Source organism: Pseudomonas sp. NPDC087612 (assembly GCF_044743505.1).
In the GTDB taxonomy this organism is placed as follows: Bacteria; Pseudomonadota; Gammaproteobacteria; order Pseudomonadales; family Pseudomonadaceae; genus Aquipseudomonas.
Genome location: NZ_JBIUWO010000011.1, coordinates 25,628 through 40,488, shown reverse-complemented (window position 1 = coordinate 40,488; position 14,861 = coordinate 25,628). Strand labels below are relative to the sequence as shown.

The window sequence follows — 14,861 nt, the reverse complement described above, 5'->3', positions numbered from 1 at the left end:
TGGCAAGACAAGCCAAAGGGGTTACCATCCAGTGAGGAAATATGCCGCGAAGGAATTCCCCATGCCATCAAGAGCGCTTGTCGTGCTCAGTTTTGCTGCCGTGCTGAGCGCGTGCAGCAGCGATAAACCCCAGCCTGTACCGGCCCCCAAAGCCCCGGTAGCCAGCAAACCGGCCAGGGAGCTCGGGCCACTGCCGGCCTATCAGCGCGAATTGAGCGGCACCTTGCAGAACATTCCGGCCGGCGCCGAAGTCGAACTGGCCCTGCTGGTGATCGATGAGCGCGGCCGCCCGCAAGGCTTGCTGGCCAGCAGCACGTTCAGCGGCAATGGCCTGGACCTGCCGTTTCGCCTGCGCTTCAACCCCGAGGCCTTTCCCGCCGGGGCGCGGGTCGAGCTGCGCGGTCGCGCGAGCAAGTCCGGCCAGCTGATCCTGCACCTGCCGCCCCTGCGCATCGCCCAGGCGCAAACCCAGGCCACCGGCCCGCTGCGCTTCGAAAAGGCGCCATGATGGCGCCCGCTCCACTGCAACAGGCCTTGAGCGAGTTGCTTGGGGATGCGCAACTGGTGGTCAGCGACCTGCCCGAGTGCGCGCTCAAGTTGTGGCTGATCGATGCGCAGAACATGGACCGCGCCTTCAGCTCCGAAGAAACCCGGCGCATCCTTCACGAGCCGCCGTACTGGAGCTTCTGCTGGGCCAGCGGCCTGGCCATGGCCCGCTACCTGGATGAGCATCGGCATTGGGTCGAAGGCAAGCGCGTGCTGGACTTTGGCGCAGGCTCCGGGATTGCCGGTATCGCGGCAGCCAAGGCCGGCGCGCTGGAAGTGGTGGCTTGCGACCTTGACCCGCTGGCGCTGCAGGCCTGCCGGGCGAATGCCGAGCTCAATGAGGTGGAACTGAGTTATTCCAGCGATTTTTTCCAGGAGGCCGACCGTTTCGACCTGATCCTGGTCGCCGACGTGCTCTACGACCGCGCCAACCTACCGTTGCTGGACGAGTTTCTCAGCCGTGGCCAGCAGGCCCTGGTCGCCGATTCGCGGGTACGGGATTTCCGCCACCCGCTGTACCGGTCGCTGGGCGTGCTCGATGCCCTGACCCTGCCGGACCTGGCCGAGCCCCACGAATTCCGCCGGGTCAGCCTGTACCACGCCAGCCGCCAGCCTTTATAGTGATGCCATTCACGGATTTTCGAGAGTCGCGATGAACCCTGCTACCCCGTACATTTTCGATGCCACTGGCGCCGACTTCGATCAGTTGGTGATCCAGAACTCTTTCCATAAACCGGTACTGGTCGACTTCTGGGCCGAGTGGTGCGCGCCGTGCAAGGCACTGATGCCGCTGCTGGCGCAGATCACCGAGAGCTACCAGGGCGAACTGCTGCTGGCCAAGGTCAACTGCGATATCGAGCAGGACATCGTCGCCCGCTTCGGCATCCGCAGCCTGCCCACCGTAGTGCTGTTCAAGGATGGCCAGCCGGTCGACGGCTTTGCCGGTGCCCAACCCGAGTCGGCGATTCGCGCCCTGCTCGAACCCCATGTACAACTGCCGCCCCCGGCTGCCGCCGACCCGCTGGAGCAAGCCCAGGCGCTGTTTGCCGAAGGCCGTTTCAGCGAAGCCGAAAGCACCCTCAAGGCGCTGCTCAGCGAAGACAACAGCAATGCCGGCGCGCTGATCCTCTACGCCCGCTGCCTGGCTGAGCGCGGCGAACTGGGTGAAGCCCAGACCGTGCTCGACGCGGTCAAGAGCGACGAGCACAAGGCTGCCCTGGCCGGTGCCAAGGCGCAGCTGACCTTTCTCGGCCTGGCCGCCAGCCTGCCGGAAGTCGCCGACCTTAAAGCGCGCCTGGCGCAGAATGCTGAAGATGACGAGGCCGCGTACCAGCTGTGCATCCAGCAGTTGTCGCGTCAGCAGTACGAAGCGGCGCTGGAAGGCTTGCTCAAGCTGTTCAAGCGCAATCGCGGCTATGACGGCGGGGTGGCACACAAGACCTTGCTGCAGGTGTTTGACCTGCTGGGCAACGACCACCCGCTGGTTGGCAGCTACCGTCGCAAGTTGTTTGCTGCCTTGTATTGAATTGATCGCGGGGCAAGCCCGCTCCTACTGATCCTGTAGGAGCGGGCTTGCCCCGCGACACCCTCATTACCCCACCCAGTGATAAACCGGCGCATCCGCCCCGCTTTGCACCTTCACCTCGGCACTGTGGCGCAGGCGCACCAGCAGTCGCTTGCCCGCCGCGGTATTGCCCGCCAGCCCTTCCAAGTGTTCAAGCAACTCCGGCCCGTTGAGCTGCCCGGCCTTGCGCAGTACCTCGCGCGCCGCCTGCCAGAGCGCATCATCCGGTCGCACCGCCGCAACCGCACTCGCCGCTGCTGCAGGCGCTGGCGTCACAGCGGCCAGCTGGCCGCCCAGTTGCGCCCATTCCGCCGGGTCCAGTTCCAGGGTCAGGTCTACCGGCCAGTCGCCGATGTGTCCGCGAATTCGCATGGGGGTGTCCTTGTGCGCAGTCAATGGGCCCATGCTCCCACGCCAACGCTTCATCGCCAAGCACACTGGCGCACGCCGAACAAGTTGTTATAACATTACCAAATCATTCCAGTGCCTCCGCGGAGTCAGCCCATGCGTCGTCTGTTGCTCGCCTTGCCGTTTGCCTTGTTGCCCCTGGCCGTCGCCCACGCCCATGAAGGCCACGACCACGATCATGACCACGCCCATGGCAGCCTCGGCGCCCATGAACACGGCGTCGCGCGCTTGAATGTGGTGCTCGACGACAAGTCCCTGGAACTGGAACTGGACAGCCCGGCGATGAACCTGGTCGGCTTCGAACACCCGGCCACCAGCGCCGCCGACAAAGCCAAGGTTGCTGCCGTGCGTTCACAATTGGAAAAACCATTGGCGCTGTTCGGCCTGGCCAAGGCGGCCAACTGCAGCGAAAGTGACCAGGAGCTGGAAAGCCCGCTGTTCGGCGACAAGCCGGCAGTCGATGATGACGGCGACGAGCACGAAGGCCATGAGCACAGTGAGGTCCATGCCCATTACCGGCTGACCTGCGACAAGCCCGCTGAACTCAAGAGCCTCGACCTGACTCCGTTGTTCAAGGCCTTCCCCGCCACCCAGAAAATTACCCTGCAACTGATCGGGCCCAACGGCCAGCAAGGTGTCGAAGCGACCCCGGCCAAGGCCACGATCAACTTCTGATAGCCCTTTTGCAGCGAAACGCCCGGGGTAACCCGGGCGTTCATTTATGAGCCAGGCACTGATTGAACTGACCGACCTGGGCTTCGCCTGGCCGGGCCAAGCCCCCCTGCTGGAGATTCCCACCCTGCGCCTGGAAGCCGGCGAATCGTTGTTTCTCAAAGGCCCCAGCGGCAGCGGCAAGACCACCCTGCTGGGCCTTTTGGGCGGTGTGCAAAAGCCCGATCGCGGCAGCATCCGCCTGCTCGGCCAGGACTTGAGCGAACTGAAGCTGGCCGCCCGCGACCGTTTTCGCGTCGATCACACCGGCTACATCTTCCAGCAGTTCAACCTGCTGCCGTTTCTCTCGGTACGGGAGAACGTCGAACTGCCCTGCCGCTTCTCGCGCAGCCGCGCACAACGCGCCGCCGAGCGCCATGGCAGCATCGACCAGGCCGCCGCCAGCCTGCTCGCCCACCTGGGCCTGAAAGACCCGGCGTTGCTTGCCCGCCGCGCGGGCAGCCTGTCGATCGGCCAGCAACAGCGCGTTGCCGCCGCCCGGGCCTTGATCGGCCAGCCGGAGCTGGTAATCGCCGACGAGCCAACATCAGCCCTCGACGCCGACACCCGCGAAGCCTTCATCCGCCTGTTGTTCGCCGAATGCCGTGCGGCCGGCTCGAGCCTGCTGTTCGTCAGCCACGACCAGAGCCTGGCACCGTTGTTCGACCGCCAGCTGTCCCTTGCCGAACTCAACCGCGCGGCCCGCCCGGCCAACGACCTGGAGGCCTGATGTACCTGCTCCGCCTTGCCCTGGCCAGCCTGGCCAACCGCCGCTTTACTGCATTTTTGACCGCCTTCGCCATCGCCCTGTCGGTGTGCCTGCTGCTGGCGGTCGAGCGGGTGCGCACCGAAGCCCGCGCCAGCTTTGCCAGCACCATCAGCGGCACCGACCTGATCGTCGGCGCCCGCTCGGGCTCGGTGAACCTGCTGCTGTACTCGGTGTTTCGCATCGGCAACGCCACCAACAACATCCGCTGGGAGAGCTTCGAACACTACGCCAGCGACAAACGGGTGAAATGGGCCATTCCCATCTCCCTGGGCGATTCCCATCGCGGCTACCGGGTGATGGGCACCGACGCGCGCTATTTCGAGCACTACCAGTACGGCCGCAAGCAGAACCTGCAACTGGCCGAGGGCCGCGCCTTTGCCAGCGACCCGTTCGAGGTGGTGCTTGGTGCCGAGGTGGCCGATGCCCTGCACTACAAGCTGGGCGACAAGCTGGTGCTGGCCCATGGCGTGGCGGCCATCAGCCTGGTCAAACACGATGACAAACCGTTCACCGTGGTCGGCGTGCTGCAACGCACCGGCACCCCGGTCGACCGCACCCTGCACATCAGCCTGGGCGGTATGGAAGCCATCCACATCGACTGGCACAACGGTATGCCGGCCCGCGGCGCCGGGCGTATCAGCGCCGATCAGGCGCGCAACATGGACCTCAAGCCCGCCGCCATCACCGCCTTCATGCTCGGCCTGAACAACAAGGTGGCCACCTTCAGCCTGCAACGGGAGATCAACGAGTACCGCAACGAGCCGCTGCTGGCGATCCTTCCGGGCGTGGCCCTGCAAGAGCTCTGGAGCCTGATGGGCACGGCCGAGCAGGCGCTGTTCGTGGTCTCGCTGTTCGTGGTGCTGACCGGCCTGATTGGCATGCTCACGGCGATCCTCACCAGCCTCAACGAACGGCGCCGGGAAATGGCCATCCTGCGCTCGGTCGGCGCGCGTCCCTGGCACATTGCCGGGCTGCTGGTGCTCGAAGCACTGGCCCTGGCGGTGGCCGGCATCATCGCCGGGGTGGCTTTGTTGTACGCCGGCATCGCCCTGGCCCAGGGTTACGTGCAGGCCAACTACGGCCTGTTGCTACCGCTGGCCTGGCCCAGCGCCCATGAATGGACCCTGCTGGGCATCATCCTTGGCGCCGCCTTGCTGATGGGCAGCGTGCCGGCCTGGCGCGCCTATCGACAGTCACTGGCCGACGGCCTGTCCATTCACCTGTGAGTAACTCGATGAACCGCGCCTTGCTGCTGTTGCTGCTGTTGATTGCCTCGCCCCTGTGGGCCGCTGAACCGCGCACCCTGGAGTGGCAGCAACTGATCCCGGCCGGGACGCCGGTGATCCAGCCACAACTGGCGCCGCTGCACGACCTTTCGCAACTGAGCGACGCCCTGGCTGCCGAATCGGCACCCGCTGCGCGGCAAACCGCACCCAATGCCCCGGTGGTCAAGGCCCTGGATGGCCAGCAGGTCAAACTGCCGGGGTATATCGTGCCGCTGGAGGTCAGCGAAGAAGGCCGCACCACCGAGTTCCTGCTGGTGCCTTACTACGGCGCCTGCATTCATGTACCGCCACCGCCGTCGAACCAGATCGTTCACATCTTCAGCGAGATCGGCGTCAAGGTCGAAGACCTCTACCAACCGTACTGGATTGAAGGCCAGATGCAGGTCAAAGCCTCCAGCAGCGAGCTGGCCGATGCCGGATATCAGATGGAAGCCGAGAAAATCTACGCATACGAGCTAGAATGAAAGGCCGCTTGTCAGCCTTTGACGATTTCATTGAGCTGCGTCAAAAGTCGCCGTCCGTCAGCTCCTTACCATTGGACTCATTAAATTCTAAACGTCCTTTGGGAGCTTCCATGAACAAGTCCTTGCTTGGCGCCTCGCTCGTTGCTCTGGCGCTTGCAGCCCCTGTTGCCCACGCCCACCAGGCTGGCGACTTCATCCTGCGTGCCGGTGCGATCACTACCGCTCCCAACGAGAACAGCGGCGACATCAAGCTCGACGGCACCAAGATGTCCGGCACCAAGGCTACTCTGGACAGCGACACCCAGCTGGGCCTGGCGTTTGCCTACATGCTGACCGACCACATCGGCCTCGAGCTGCTGGCCGCCACTCCGTTCCAGCACACCGTGGGCGTCAAGGGCCTGGGCGCTGGCCTGGATGGCAAGCTGGGCGACATCAAGCAACTGCCACCGACCCTGTCGCTGCAGTACTACCCGATGGAAGCTTCGTCGAAGTTCCAGCCTTACGCCGGTATCGGTCTGAACTACACCATGTTCTTTGACGAAGACCTGAGCAGCAACCGCAAGGCTCAAGGCTTCAGCAACATGAAGTTGAAAGACTCGGTCGGCCTGGCCGGTCAGTTGGGCATGGACTACATGATCAACGACAACTTCCTGATCAACGCCGCGGTCTGGTACGTCGACATCGACACCAAGGCCACCATCGACGGCCCGAGCGCCCTGGGCGTTGGCAAGACCAAGGTCGACGTCGATGTCGATCCATGGGTCTACATGGTTGGCGTGGGTTACAAGTTCTAAGCGTCTTCAAACGCACATCGCGGGGCAAGCCCGCTCCTACAGCGTGATGTAGGAGCGGGCTTGCCCCGCGCTGCTTTTCAGCGTCCTAAAAGTCGCGCCAGCCCCACTACCAGCGGCGTCGGCTCAGGGAAATCAAAACGTGCCAGCAAGCGCTGGTTGTTCGCCCGCGAATGGCGGATATCGCCCGAGCGCGCCGGCCCATGGCTGATCGCCGGCAAATCGCCAACCACCGACTTCAATGCCGCCAGCAACTGGTTCAGCGAAGTGGCCTGGTTCAGGCCGATGTTCACCGCGCCCTCCTCGACCTGTGCCAACTCCAGCGCCTGGACCATTACCGTGACCAGATCGCCAACATAGAGAAAATCGCGGGTCTGCTCACCGTCGCCAAACAGGGTGATCGGCGTGCCGTTCAGGGCGCGCTCGCAGAAGATGCTGATAACCCCGGAATACGGCGAGGAAGGATCCTGGCGCGGGCCGAAGATATTGAAAAAGCGGAACACCACCGGCTCCAGGCCATGCTGGCGGCGGTAGAAGTCCAGGTACTGCTCGCTGGCCAGTTTATCCACCGCGTAAGGCGTCAACGGCGCCTTGGGCGTGTCTTCGACAATCGACTGGCCTTCGCCATTGTTGCCGTACACCGCCGCGCTGGAGGCAAACAGCACGCGCTTGATGCCGTTCAGGCGCATGGCCTCGCACACGTTGAGGGTGCCGATGAAGTTGCTCTGGTGGGTTTTCACCGGGTCGTCCACCGAGGCCTGTACCGAGGCGACCGCGGCCAGGTGCACCACCGCCTGGCAACCGGCCGCGGCGCGCTTGACCAGTTCGGCGTCGGCGACATCACCTTCGACCAGTTGCAGCCGGGGGTTGTCGATCTGCAGGTTGCTGCGCTTGCCCGTCGACAGGTCGTCGAGGATACGCACGCTATAGCCTTTTTCCAGCAACGCATCGCTGAGGTGGGAACCGATGAAGCCGGCGCCACCGGTGATCAGAATAGGGGCATCAGCCATGACGATAGAAGCGATCCAGTAAGGGCGGCAAACCGGCGCGCCAGGCGCGGGGCTTGATGCCGAAGGTGTGGAGGATTTTCTTGCAGGCCAGCACCGCATGCTGCGGTTCTTCGCTGGCGTCCGGGCGCGCGGCGTGGGCCTGCGCGGTCGGGGCCTGTACCGCCAGCTTATGCAACTGGGCCGCTTCCGTGAGGATAGCCTGCCCCAGCGCCAGCGGCGTGGTCGCCTCGTTCCCGGCATAGTGATAGGTGCCCCACAGGGGCGCGGCGCAATCGAGCTGCTTGAGCACCGAGAGGATTACCCGCGCAGCGTCGTCCACCGGCGTCGGGTTGCCGCGCCGGTCATCGGCCAGCAGCAGTTCCTGCGGTTGCTCGGCGCGGGTCAGGAAGCGGCCGAGGACGCCATCGATACTCTCGTCAAGCACCCAGCCAAAGCGCAGCAACACATGCTGCGGGCAGGTGGCGCGCACGCTCTGCTCGATGCGCCACAGGGCCTGGCCACGCAGGCCCAGCGGCACTGGCTCGTCCTTTTCGCTGTAGGCGGTCGCCCGCGAGCCATCGAAGACCCGGTAGCTGGACGGCTGGACAAGAATGATGTTGTGGTGCTGACACAGCTCGGCCAGGCGCTCGACGGCGCGCTCCTGCTGGGCCAGGCGCTGCTCGCTGACCGCTTCGGCCTGGAACCAGTCGAAGTAGTAAGCCAGGTTGATCAGCGCATCAGGGCGGGTGTCGTCGAGCAACTGGGTCAGGCTCGCCGGATCCCAGCCGCTGTCCGGCGGGCGCGGTGCCAGAAAGCCGATATCTTCCTCGGCCCCGAGTCGAATCAGCGCTTGCCCGAGGGCACTTCCACCACCCAACAGCATCAGGCGCATTCGCATAGAGTCAGCAGGTCCGATCAGATTATTGGAAGAAAGCCTTCATTTTGCGGTTTCCGGCAGGGGAAGTCCAACACAGGGGCGCCCGTCCCGCCCGGCGCGGCGCTGAGGGCAAGGTTTTTCCTGTGCTTACACAAATCCGGAAACTGCCTATACTGCGCCCGGAATGAGCTGACTCGCCTGAATGGATTAACCAGGAGAATAGTTAGCTTATTCGTTCGCCGGGGCGCAGCAGCACTTTCTGCACCCTGGTCGGCACGGATTGCCAGATAAAACCAATAACAAAGGAATGTTTCCCATGCAGGATTCGGAAGTCGCGTACCTGAGTTTCGACCAGGACCAGGCCCGTACGCTGGCAGCTGCCAGCCAGCACCTCGCCGAACTCGGCGGCCCTCAGGCCCGCGGAGTCGCCAACCAGGCGCGCCAGTGGGCACAACGCCTGCACCCTACCCTCGACGCCAGCCAGAAGGCCGTGTTGCAACGCTTTGCCGATGGCCAGTTGTCCGCCCTGATGTGCTCGCAGATGGCCTGCCCCGGCAGCGATCCGCTGTCCGAGCATCTGCCTGAGCTGGCCACCCTGGCTCAGAGCGAGCGCTGCCTGTACCTGGCCTCGCGCAACCAGTTGCTGCTGGAGCTGGTGAACTACCGGGCCTTTGCCTTCGATATCGACAACGAAGGCCAGATCATGCGGCTGGTCGGCAACTTCAAAGGCGGCGGCAGCGTGCCCCGCCCCGACGAACACCAGCACACCGAAGTCGAACTCAGCTCTCACGCCGGGTTGCGCCTGGGCCCGCATACCGAAGCGCCCTACAACTGTTCGGTTGCCGCCAGCGAGGGCCGCTCACCTGCGCCGTCAGCGCTGATCCTTTCCGCGCGCTGGAACCCGGCGGGCGAACCGACCCGGATCATCCCGCTGCGCGCCATCATCGAGCAACTGGGCAGCCTGCATGCGCTGGCGTTGACCTCGGCCTCCTTCGACTTCACCCGCAGCGAGTGCTTTGTCGCCGGTCAAGGCGAGGCCGGCCAGGCCACGTCGATGCTGCAGTTCGATCCCGACGGCGGTTTCAGCCTGCGCTACAACTCGTATCGTTTCTCGTTGAACGATCACGCCAGCGACGCCGCAGCCCGTGCCTTCGACGCCTTCCAGGCGCTGGTCCGGGACGCCCAGCCCTTGCCGTTCGTGCTCCAACCCGATAGCGCCTTGCTGATCAATAACTGCCGCGCCCTGCATGGGCGCGACATTCTCCAGGACAACCGGCGCCTGCTGGTGCGCCTGTTCGGCTACTCGCGATTCGCGCGCCCGATAGTCCTCAACGATGACCCGCTGCTGGTACGTGGCTGAACAAGGGAACCCCCCGATGATGGAAATTGATATCACCCTGCTGCTGACCCTGGCGTCGGTAGCGCTGATGGCCGGATTTTTCGATGCCATCGCCGGCGGCGGCGGGCTGATCACCCTGCCGGTGCTGTTCGTTGCCGGCATCGACCCGCTGGCAGCGATCGCCACCAACAAGTTCCAGGCCGCCTCGGCGACGGTCTCGGCCACCTTTGCCTTTGCCCGCAAGGGCATGATCGACTGGAAGCGCGGCCTGCCCATGGCGGCCATGGCTTTTGCCGGTGGCGCCCTCGGGGCGCTGTCGGTGAGCCTGGTGCCCAAGAGTTTCCTCCAGGCCTGCGTACCGGTGCTGCTGATCCTGGTGGCCGCCTACTTTGCCTTCAGCCCCAAGCCGGACGAGCAGCAGCGCAAAGCGAGGATCTCGATCAGCCTTTTCTGCCTGGCAGTGGCGCCGGTGATCGGCTTCTACGACGGGGTGTTCGGCCCCGGCGTTGGCTCGTTCTACATGGTGGCGTGCGTGGTTCTGCTCGGCCAGCCGATGCTGCGCGCGGTGTGCAACAGCAAACTGCTCAACGCCGCCTGCAACCTCGGGGCGCTGTCGGTGTTTTCCCTGAGCGGCGCGATCGTCTGGCCGCTGGCCCTGGCGATGGCTTGCGCGGCCTTCGTCGGCGCGCAACTGGGGGCTCGCTGCGCGGTGCATTTCGGTCCTAAACTGATCAAGCCGCTGCTGGTCTGCGTGTGCTGCATCATGGCCCTCAAGCTGCTGCTCAGCGCCGGCAACCCCCTTGGCGAATGGCTGCAACATCAGTTTTTATAGGCGGTGTCCATGCACCTGGAAGCAATTTCGACTCAACGCTCCACCTGGCAGTACGACGAACCCGCGCCGGCTACCGAGCGCTTCATCAGCGAAACCTTCGACGGTTTCCAGCAACAGGCGCGGCTGCTTATACCTGACCAGGAGCGCGCTGCGCCGATGTTCGTGATCGGTGGCGCGCGCTCGGACTTCACCCGCCTCAACCCGCTGCTGTATCGCCTGCAGCAGCAGGGGATCGGCTCACTGACCGGCAACCTCTCCGGCCACAGCCTGGCCGCCGAGCCCGGCGCGCCGCAGCCGTCGCTGACCACCAACCTGGAAGAAGCGCAGCGCTTTCACCGGCATATCGCCGAGCGCTGCCAGACCCTGCTCGGCCACAGCCTGGGTGGCGCCATCGCGCTGAAACTGGCAGCGCAAACGCCCGCCATCGACAAACTGGTGCTGATCTGCCCGGCGGTTTACCCGGACGCCGCCCACCAGGCGCCGTTCGGCCCGGCCTTCAGCGCAGCGATCCGCCAGCCCTACGGCTTTCTCGACTGCGACAGCTACGAGTTTCTGCGCACGTTTGCGGGCCGGGTACTGCTGGTGATCGGCGAATTCGACGGGCTCAACTCCAAAGCCTACGGGCAAGCCGAAGGCACCTCGGCGGGCACCTTGTGGCTGGCCGGCGCCCAGCGCTATAGCCCGATCCCTGAAGAAGTCACCCAGGCCCTGCTGCGCGCCGTGCCGGCACCGCACCTGGAATGCCTGCTGCTGACCGACTGCGATCACGGCATTGCCGCACACCTGCGCGACAAGCCGGCGGTGGCCAATCAGGTGGCGCAGGTGGTGGCCGAGTTCATTCTCGGCTAAGCGGGTTATTCAATCTCGAACAGGCCGTTGCGGATCGGCCCGGCGCTCAGGCGTTCACGCACGTCGTCGTCGATCCGTGGATCGTCCGGGCGGTACAGCTTGACCTGGCGGTAGGCGCTGATGCGGTTGATCTCGGTGCCGAGGAACTCCCACACCACCCGGGTGCAGGCCGGGGTACGCCGGTCACCGCTGGAAACCCCGGTCTTGAGACCGTTGAGGCGGGTGATGCGGCTCTTGAAGCTGGGAATGAGGATGGTCTGGCTCATCTCGTTGACCGTCAGCGATTCGTAATCGAGCAGAAACAGGCGGTCCTGCAACTGGAACGCCGCGCCCAGGTAACGGCAGCGCACCCAGTCTTCGGCCTGCACATCGGTACTGCTGGAGCGCTCCTGACGCTCCTGGCGCTCGAACAGAAAACTGCCGCGCTCTTCGCGCAGGTGCACCAGCGACAGCAGGATGGAGCCGGGTACCGAGATGCAGTTGGAGTATTCGAAGTAGTAACCGCAATAGCGCGACAGGTTGCCGGCGTGTTCGCGCAACGGCCGCAGCAGCTCGGCCAGCGGATCGTTGTGGCTGAGCGCCTGGTTGGCGGTACTGCGCGCACCAATCAGGCGCGCGAACTGCTCCGGCGGCAAACCCAGTTCGTAATCCTCGACACCGAAGAAATCGCCGATGCGCTTGAGGTTGTACGCCGTCGGCTGGCTTTGCCCGCTCAGGTACTTGTTGAACTGTGCGCGGTTGATCGACAGCTGCCGGCAAACTTCCGAGATAGAGCGGTAGTGGCTGCAGGCGAGCTTGAGATTGGCGCCGAGATGTTCGCTCATGTGAGCTGTTCCAGGTGATGCGACAGGCGCCAGTTTAGCATCAAGTCGCATCAACTGAGAGCAACCCGCGAAATTGTAACCAGTCTTGTCATGACCAACCATGCGCCCCACGGATACGGCGCATCGACGCCGACCTGTCGTCTTTCATGCGAAGAATAAGAATCGAGGTCATTTCATGCTCGAAGCGCTCAACGATTTCCTCTCGGGGAAACTCCTCATCGTGCTTATCGTCGGACTCGGCAGCTACTTCACCCTGCGCTCCCGTTTCGTCCAGTTCCGCCATTTCGGCCACATGTTCAGCGTCTTCAAGGAATCCCTGCGCGGCCAGGCAGGCCAGCTGAGCTCGTTCCAGGCGCTGATGCTGAGCCTGGCCGGCCGCGTCGGTGCCGGTAACATCGCCGGTGTCGGCATCGCCGTGACCCTCGGCGGCCCGGGCGCGGTGTTCTGGATGTGGGTGACCGCGCTGGTGGGCATGTCCAGCAGCTTTTTCGAGTGCACCCTGGCCCAGGTCTACAAGCGTAGCGACGGCGACGGCCTGTACCGTGGCGGCCCGGCCTACTACATCCAGCACGGCCTGAAACTGCGCTGGATGGCGATGGTGTTCGCGATTCTGCTGCTGGTGACCTACGGCTTTACCTTCAATGGCCTGCAGTCCTACACCGTGACCCACTCGCTGCAGAACGCCTTCGGCTTCGAGCCGAAATACACCGGTATCGCCCTCGCCGCCCTGCTCGGCCTGGTGTTCATCGGCGGTATCAAGCGTATCGCCTCGGTGTCCGACCTGCTGGTCCCGGTCAAGACCCTGGCCTACATCGGCGTGACCCTGTACGTGATTTTCACCCAGATCGAACACGTGCCGGCCATGCTCGAAACCATCGTCAAGAGCGCTTTCGGCCTTGATCCGGCCTTTGCCGGCCTGCTCGGCAGCGCTATCGTCATGGGCGTCAAACGTGGCGTGTTCGCCAACGAAGCCGGCCTTGGCAGTGCACCGAACGTCGCCGCCGTGGCCGCGGTGAAACACCCGGCCGCCCAAGGTGTGGTCCAGGCGTTCAGCGTGTTCCTCGACACCTTCGTGATCTGCACCTGCACCGCACTGCTGATCCTGCTGTCGGGCTTCTACACCCCAGGCTTTGAAGGTGACGGCATTGCCCTGACCCAGAACTCCCTGGCTGCGGTAGTCGGTGACTGGGGACGGATTTTCGTCAGCGTCGCGCTGTCGCTGTTCGTCTTCACCTGCATCCTCTACAACTACTACCTGGGCGAAACCAGCCTGCAGTTCTTCACCCGCAACCGCCTGGTGCTGCTGGGCTACCGCGGCCTGGTACTGCTGCTGATTCTCTGGGGTTCGGTGCAGAACCTGTCGACCGTGTTCGCTTTCGCCGACATCACCATGACCTGCCTGGCGTTCGTCAACCTGGTGGCCCTGGCGCTGCTGTTCAAGGTCGGCCTGCGGGTGATGCGCGACTACGACGAACAGCGCCGCGCCGGTATCGCCCAGCCAGTGTTCGACGCGTCGAAGTTTTCCGACCTGGACCTGGACCCGGCCGCCTGGCCAGTGAATCCGCAGGTCGAGACCCGGACCGACGTCAACGTCGCCAACGCACAGACGCAGAGCTGACATGCGCGCCGTCAACAACCTTCTGGTGCTGTACACCGGCGGCACCATCGGCATGCTGCAAACCCCGCAGGGTCTGGCGCCTGCCGGCGGCTTTGAAGCGCGTATGCGCGAGCACCTGGAGCAAATGGCCGATGCACCGCTGTTGAGCTGGCGGCTGCGCGAACTGCGGCCATTGATCGACAGCGCCAACATGCAGCAAAGCAACTGGCTGGCCATGCGCGAGGCGATTGTCGAAGCGGTGGAGCGCGATGGCCACGACGGTATCCTGCTGCTGCACGGCACCGACACCCTGGCCTACACCGCAGCGGCGCTGTCGTTTTTGCTGCTCGGCCTGCCAGTACCGGTACTGCTGACCGGCTCGATGTTGCCGGCCGGCACCGCCGACAGCGACGCCTGGGACAACCTTTGCGGCGCCCTGCGGGTGATGGCATCCGGTATCGACAATGGCGTGCAGCTGTATTTCCACGGCCAGCTGCTGCACGGCGCGCGCACGTCGAAGCTGCGCAGCGAAGCCTTCGATGCCTTCGCCGCGCTGCCGCGTGAGCGCGATGGACAACGCGCCGAGTCGCTCCCGGCCTGCCTGGATTACCGCCAGCCACGCCAACCGGTAAACCTGATGGTGCTGCCGGTGTTCCCCGGGCTGCAGGTAGGCCATCTGCGCGGCCTGCTCTCTAGCGGCGTGCAGGGCTTGCTGCTGGAGTGCTACGGCAGCGGCACCGGGCCATCGGACGATCAGGACCTGCTCGATGCGCTGCACGACGCCCGCCAAGGCGGGGTGTTGATTGCGGCCATCAGCCAGTGTCCGGAAGGCGCGGTGCACTTCGACACCTATGCGGCCGGCAGCCGCCTGCGCGATACCGGCCTGATCAGCGCCGGCGGCATGACCCGCGAAGCGGCGCTGGGCAAGATGTTCGCTTTGCTCGGTGCCGGGCTCGATGTGCAAGCGGCGGAACACTGGTTCGCCCAGGACCTGTGCGGCGAGCGCGCCCAGTAG

General features: G+C 64.5%; 17 protein-coding genes. 13 read left to right on the top strand and 4 right to left on the bottom strand.

The annotated features are described in order from the left end of the window. Window positions 1-61: 61 nt before the first annotated feature. From ACIOVF_RS21920 to trxA, 3 genes are read left to right on the top strand one after another with little or no spacing between them, the layout of a single operon-like run. Window positions 62-508, top strand: a complete 447-nt coding sequence (locus ACIOVF_RS21920) for a YbaY family lipoprotein (RefSeq protein WP_045199975.1) — start codon at window positions 62-64, stop codon at window positions 506-508. Continuing rightward, window positions 508-1,167, top strand: a complete 660-nt coding sequence (locus tag ACIOVF_RS21915) for a methyltransferase (protein ID WP_045199977.1) — start codon at window positions 508-510, stop codon at window positions 1,165-1,167. Before ACIOVF_RS21920 ends, ACIOVF_RS21915 begins: the two co-directional genes overlap by 1 nt. Window positions 1,168-1,198: 31 nt before the next feature. Beyond that, complete coding sequence (trxA, locus tag ACIOVF_RS21910) at window positions 1,199-2,071, top strand: thioredoxin (RefSeq protein WP_045199979.1); 873 nt, start codon at window positions 1,199-1,201, stop codon at window positions 2,069-2,071. Between the two features lie 66 nt (window positions 2,072-2,137). Here trxA and ACIOVF_RS21905 read toward each other — a convergent pair whose 3' ends face one another. Continuing rightward, window positions 2,138-2,482 carry a hypothetical protein gene (locus ACIOVF_RS21905; protein ID WP_045199981.1) on the bottom strand — a complete coding sequence of 115 codons (345 nt, stop codon included), beginning with the start codon at window positions 2,480-2,482 and terminating at the stop codon, window positions 2,138-2,140. Window positions 2,483-2,614: 132 nt separating this feature from the next. On the opposite strand from ACIOVF_RS21905, the gene ACIOVF_RS21900 reads away from it, so the two are divergent. From ACIOVF_RS21900 to ACIOVF_RS21880, 5 genes are all read left to right on the top strand, one after another. Next, complete coding sequence (locus ACIOVF_RS21900; RefSeq protein WP_045199983.1) at window positions 2,615-3,193, top strand: DUF2796 domain-containing protein; 579 nt, start codon at window positions 2,615-2,617, stop codon at window positions 3,191-3,193. Window positions 3,194-3,239: 46 nt separating this feature from the next. Then, on the top strand, window positions 3,240-3,959 hold the full coding sequence (locus ACIOVF_RS21895) for an ABC transporter ATP-binding protein (RefSeq protein WP_045199985.1): 720 nt from the start codon (window positions 3,240-3,242) through the stop codon (window positions 3,957-3,959). Then, a complete protein-coding gene (locus tag ACIOVF_RS21890) occupies window positions 3,959-5,224 on the top strand; it encodes an ABC transporter permease (protein WP_213603136.1) in 1,266 nt (421 codons plus the stop codon). Before ACIOVF_RS21895 ends, ACIOVF_RS21890 begins: the two co-directional genes overlap by 1 nt. 8 nt (window positions 5,225-5,232) lie before the next feature. Continuing rightward, on the top strand, window positions 5,233-5,748 hold the full coding sequence (locus tag ACIOVF_RS21885) for a DUF3299 domain-containing protein (protein ID WP_401292431.1): 516 nt from the start codon (window positions 5,233-5,235) through the stop codon (window positions 5,746-5,748). A gap of 110 nt (window positions 5,749-5,858) precedes the next feature. Then, window positions 5,859-6,542, top strand: a complete 684-nt coding sequence (locus ACIOVF_RS21880) for an OmpW family protein (RefSeq protein WP_038998518.1) — start codon at window positions 5,859-5,861, stop codon at window positions 6,540-6,542. A gap of 77 nt (window positions 6,543-6,619) precedes the next feature. Here the strand turns inward: ACIOVF_RS21880 and ACIOVF_RS21875 are convergent, their stop codons facing one another. Together ACIOVF_RS21875 and ACIOVF_RS21870 are read right to left on the bottom strand one after the other, a co-directional pair. After that, complete coding sequence (locus ACIOVF_RS21875) at window positions 6,620-7,549, bottom strand: NAD-dependent epimerase/dehydratase family protein (RefSeq protein ID WP_045199989.1); 930 nt, start codon at window positions 7,547-7,549, stop codon at window positions 6,620-6,622. Beyond that, window positions 7,542-8,426, bottom strand: coding sequence for a sugar nucleotide-binding protein (locus tag ACIOVF_RS21870; protein WP_045199991.1), 885 nt, complete (start codon window positions 8,424-8,426; stop codon window positions 7,542-7,544). Before ACIOVF_RS21870 ends, ACIOVF_RS21875 begins: the two co-directional genes overlap by 8 nt. Window positions 8,427-8,721: 295 nt before the next feature. Here ACIOVF_RS21870 and ACIOVF_RS21865 point away from each other — a divergent pair, with 295 nt between their 5' ends. The 3 genes from ACIOVF_RS21865 to ACIOVF_RS21855 are packed head-to-tail and all read left to right on the top strand — an operon-like array spanning window position 8,722 to window position 11,425. Next, on the top strand, window positions 8,722-9,765 hold the full coding sequence (locus ACIOVF_RS21865) for a TauD/TfdA family dioxygenase (protein ID WP_045199993.1): 1,044 nt from the start codon (window positions 8,722-8,724) through the stop codon (window positions 9,763-9,765). Window positions 9,766-9,781: 16 nt separating this feature from the next. Continuing rightward, a complete protein-coding gene (locus ACIOVF_RS21860) occupies window positions 9,782-10,576 on the top strand; it encodes a TSUP family transporter (protein WP_045199995.1) in 795 nt (264 codons plus the stop codon). Between the two features lie 9 nt (window positions 10,577-10,585). Next, window positions 10,586-11,425, top strand: coding sequence for an alpha/beta hydrolase (locus ACIOVF_RS21855; protein WP_045199997.1), 840 nt, complete (start codon window positions 10,586-10,588; stop codon window positions 11,423-11,425). A gap of 5 nt (window positions 11,426-11,430) precedes the next feature. Here the strand turns inward: ACIOVF_RS21855 and ACIOVF_RS21850 are convergent, their stop codons facing one another. After that, window positions 11,431-12,249, bottom strand: coding sequence for a helix-turn-helix domain-containing protein (locus ACIOVF_RS21850; protein ID WP_401292424.1), 819 nt, complete (start codon window positions 12,247-12,249; stop codon window positions 11,431-11,433). Between the two features lie 175 nt (window positions 12,250-12,424). Here ACIOVF_RS21850 and ACIOVF_RS21845 point away from each other — a divergent pair, with 175 nt between their 5' ends. Both ACIOVF_RS21845 and ACIOVF_RS21840 read left to right on the top strand, forming a co-directional pair. After that, window positions 12,425-13,867 (top strand): sodium:alanine symporter family protein, encoded by a 1,443-nt coding sequence (locus ACIOVF_RS21845; RefSeq protein ID WP_045200000.1) that lies wholly within the window; start codon window positions 12,425-12,427, stop codon window positions 13,865-13,867. Window position 13,868: 1 nt separating this feature from the next. After that, entirely contained in the window at window positions 13,869-14,861 is a 993-nt protein-coding gene (locus ACIOVF_RS21840) for an asparaginase (protein WP_401292421.1), read from the top strand.